The 3,928-nt window shown below is 52.6% G+C and carries 5 protein-coding genes and 1 tRNA gene; 5 read left to right on the top strand and 1 reads right to left on the bottom strand.

What is annotated here, in order from left to right:
* From ACOSYY_RS09490 to ACOSYY_RS09470, 5 genes are all read left to right on the top strand, one after another.
* On the top strand, nucleotides 1–329 hold a 329-nt coding region (locus tag ACOSYY_RS09490), incomplete at its 5' end, for a 2-oxoacid:acceptor oxidoreductase family protein (protein WP_421662027.1).
* Nucleotides 330–347: 18 nt separating this feature from the next.
* On the top strand, nucleotides 348–626 hold the full coding sequence (locus ACOSYY_RS09485) for a hypothetical protein (RefSeq protein WP_421662026.1): 279 nt from the start codon (nucleotides 348–350) through the stop codon (nucleotides 624–626).
* A gap of 74 nt (nucleotides 627–700) precedes the next feature.
* Nucleotides 701–970 carry a hypothetical protein gene (locus ACOSYY_RS09480; protein ID WP_421662025.1) on the top strand — a complete coding sequence of 90 codons (270 nt, stop codon included), beginning with the start codon at nucleotides 701–703 and terminating at the stop codon, nucleotides 968–970.
* Between the two features lie 62 nt (nucleotides 971–1,032).
* Nucleotides 1,033–1,108 (top strand) — tRNA-Asn (locus ACOSYY_RS09475).
* Nucleotides 1,109–1,977: 869 nt separating this feature from the next.
* Nucleotides 1,978–2,907: a YheT family hydrolase gene (locus ACOSYY_RS09470; protein ID WP_421662024.1), complete on the top strand. Its 930-nt coding sequence runs from the start codon at nucleotides 1,978–1,980 to the stop codon at nucleotides 2,905–2,907.
* Between the two features lie 144 nt (nucleotides 2,908–3,051).
* Here ACOSYY_RS09470 and ACOSYY_RS09465 read toward each other — a convergent pair.
* Nucleotides 3,052–3,928, bottom strand: an 877-nt coding sequence (locus ACOSYY_RS09465; protein ID WP_421662023.1) for a proteasome accessory factor PafA2 family protein, incomplete at its 5' end; no start/stop codon positions are given.

The raw sequence follows: 3,928 nt of genomic DNA, 5'->3' as shown, positions 1-3,928 counted from the left end.
TTTATATCGCCGGGACCGAGCTGGCGATCGAGACAGCGGGTACGGAATTATCAACCAATATGACTATGATTGGGTCAGTCGCCGGTATTACCAAGTGTGTGTCGATGGAAGCGTTGGACGGCGCATTACCAGAACGCTTCGGAAAGAAATTCGTCGCATCGGGTGGCACCGCTTCTCTAGATGAAGCGATCAAGAAAAAGTTCGCCAAGAAAGAAATGCTCCTGGCAAAAAATCTGGCGACGGTAAAACGAGCCTACGAAATCGCCGCAGAATGGGCGGAAAAGAACAAGATCGAGCTGCGTGTCGGTAATCCGGCCGTTGCAGCCTAAGAGAAGGAATGACGTTGCATGTATAACGTTGCACAAGTCATCGATGAAAAATGCACCGCCAAGAAGGGCTGCCGGTTGTGTATCATGTATTGCCCAGAGGCCAATTGTCTGGACTTAAACACGACTAAGATGGTGGCCGAGGTTATTATCGACCGTTGCAAGGGTTGCGAACTCTGTGTGGTCGTCTGCAACGCCGCCAAGCACGAAGCAATCGTGATGCAAGCTGTCAGCGCCACAGGCCAGTTGATGTCGAAAAAAGGAGAATCTGCGGCTTTGGGCCAAGCCTACCAAGGTTAACCGAGAGAGGTTCGAGTTGAAAACCCCATGGCCTCACGCTATGGGGTTTTTTATTGGGGCTCAGTGAGGCACACATGAAGAACGAAGACAACGTCATCGAGGAGCTGCTCCAAGAAATCTCTGGTTTGATCGGAGAATATCCTAAGGCTATCGAGCGACGGGCGGCAGCCATTCAAGCTATGGGTAAAGACCCTGAGCTTGTTGAAAAGCTCGTCAAAGCAGCGGATACCATGCGCGACAGCGGCAATCTTTACCTCACCTGGGCGAGACATTATGCCGCACTGGCGGAAGGCAATACCGACGCCTCGTCCGACGAAGACGAAACTGAAGATTTCGACGTCTAAAAAATCTCCCTATTCCTCGAAGCGTTTTGCTAAAATGTTCCCTTCCTTATGGAAGTCTTTGTTCCCCGGTAGCTCAGTTGGTAGAGCAGCCGGCTGTTAACCGGCTGGTCGCAGGTTCGAGTCCTGCCCGGGGAGCCACCTTCTCCTAAACAAGCTTTCCTTATCTTATCCTCTTCTGAATAGGTCCAAATTCACCTGATAGAAGTCCTTGCGGTGGTAGGCATGGGCAATATCACTTACACATCGCAGTAGCCGCATTGGCTAACATTTCAGCCGTCTGCGAACAGGCTCGGGCAGCACTCACAATCGTGTTGCCTTCCCCAGGGCCATGAGTGGACTTTGTCGCCGGTTCTCTGCACGATTTTTGGCCCTCTTCCTATACTGTTGCCTAAGTCGGTCGACTTGCCATTACCGGGGCCTACCCCTCGACTCTTCAAAATGATCTCACACGTCCTACGCGCGTATAGCAAACAATTTTAGGAAACTTCGCGCTGATGGCTTATAAACGGTCCCCGCATGGATAGCCACCACAACATATGTCGCAAAGACATGCATCACGGTTCGTGTCGGCTGAGATTCGCCCCGCAAATTCCAAGACTTCAACGTTCATCAGATGGTCATTGCTTCCTCTAGCACCGCTTGGTCGCTGATCAGTGATGTCCCGGTCTAACCACACATTCGAGGAACGAACGCCTGGCACAACCGGCACAGTGACGTAAGGGTCTTTCATTCATTTTTTACATGCTCATGTGCCGCTCTGGTCATGATCCATCCTCTCTAACAACACCTCCTGACATCGCCGATAGCTGTATGCACGAGTCATCCATTAAAATGAGGACACGGTTCTCTTTGATGTCTTTCGTGGGAAGCACTAGACTTGTAGAGGATGACTGAAAACCCCTTAAATTATCTGCGCGGCGTATAAATTCAACATCATGACCCATCCAGCAATGGTTGATATCGCGTCGTCCTTCCAACCTCCGGCCCCTCTTCGGAACGCTCACCTCATGACCCTCGTCCCTCGCTACGTGCCACGGTACACCTCCTTGGCGGGATTGCCTCAGGAGTTGCGTCTCTTTCTCGTTGAGCCACAGACACAGCTTCAGGGATATTGTCATTGGCAAGACGATCGCAAAGCGTGTCCGACAGCGGTATTGGTCCATGGCCTGGAAGGCTGCAGCGAGTCGCGATACATGCGCGGCATTGCGGCAAAGGCCTATCGCGCAGGCTTTAACGTCATCCGCATGAATCAGCGTACATGCGGCGGAACCGAACATCTCTCTCCGACCCTTTATAACAGCGGTTTGAGCGGAGACTACCGCGCGATTCTCAAGGAGCTCGCCCATCGAGACGGACTCGACCACATATGGCTGATCGGGTATTCCATGGGTGGAAATCTCATCTTGAAAGCGGGCGGCGAGCTTGGTCGGACCGAGCCAGCCTTAGCCGGTGTCGCGGCAGTATGCCCGAACATCAATCCGACCGTTTGTGCTCGTGCCTTGGAGGAGCCTCGCAATTTCATCTACCATCGCCACTTTCTGACGCGATTGAAAGCAAGGTTACGGAGAAAGGCGGCTCTGTTGCCGGGGAAATGGAATCTATCCCAGCTTGATCGGATCGCCACGATCAGCGAATTTGATGATTGCTATACCGCTCATGACGGAGGTTATCGAGACGGTGCCGATTACTACGATCGGGCGGGCGCACGCCATGTGCTCGATGCCATCACGGTTCCTACACTCATCATTACGGCACAAGACGACCCGTTTATTCCTTACTCGATGTTCACCGTACCGGAGATTCAGCGGCAACCTCAGATTCGAGTGATTGCGCCTCGCTATGGGGGCCATTGCGGGTTTTTCCACCGGGGTAGGAATGGAGAAGACCCGTATTGGGCAGAGAATCGAATCGTAGATTTTCTGCTGGGGCGCCTATGACGAACGCGGCAGGAAGCCTTCCCGGAAGCAGGATGGCTACGCAATCTTACGAGTAGTGAGACTCCACGTCCCGACGAGAGTGTACCCTTCCGTCAATCCCATGATGGCGATCTACTGAAACAAACTTCAATCTCGAACCTAAAGTTAAACAATCGCACTTTCAAGGTGCGTCCGCACATCTTCCAGATATGTCTTAAACGGATCCGGCATGGGAAACGGAGCATGACCACGCACTTGGAAGATAGACCAATTGATGACATAGGGAGGAAACAATCCATCTGGCGCCGGAAGCTGATCCGCGGCTGATGCGGGCCACTCATTCAGGAGATGTCTGACCAGTTCACTTCGGCCGTACGCACGCGTGTTTTTCTGGGCCGCTTCCATCGCTAGCTGGATGAGACGGTCTGTGGTCACACGAGGAGCACGCCCCTCTTCCAATAATCCATGGTACAACCCTTTCGTGTGATTCAGATTGTGATACTCCAGATCCAGACTTTTCATCAGGGGATCGCTCCAGTCGACATGTTCCGCTTCTCGGAAGCATTCCAGCAGCCACAACTTAGATGCCCAGTCGACACGTCCCACGAGCTTTTGATAATCGCCGCGTAGATCATGAAGCACCGATGCCCATTGGTCAATGACCCAATCGGTTTCTTCATCCTGCCCCTTGCAATACTGAACGGCACAGTCAAGAAACCGTTCTTGAATATCCAATGCCGACATCGTCCTTTGAGACTGCAACTGGATCAGCCACCGCCGTTCTGGATCTTGCGAAATCTCTTGAAGCGCTTCCACAGGTTCGTCGATCTCCAAATCTTGAGGCGCATGCCCCTCCTCAATGAGCTGCAGCACCAGCCCGGTCGTTCCAAGCTTTAAAGCCGTCGCATATTCGGCCATGTTGGAATCACCCAGCAGCAGATGAATCCGCCGGTATTGATTGGGATCTGCCAACGGCTCATCCCTCGTGTTCACGATCGCCCGATTGTGCTGCACCCATTCGAAAAAGTCATTCACGATATAG

The sequence above is a fragment of the Nitrospira sp. BLG_2 genome, assembly GCF_049222245.1.
This window is presented reverse-complemented; position numbering and strand designations above follow the sequence as displayed.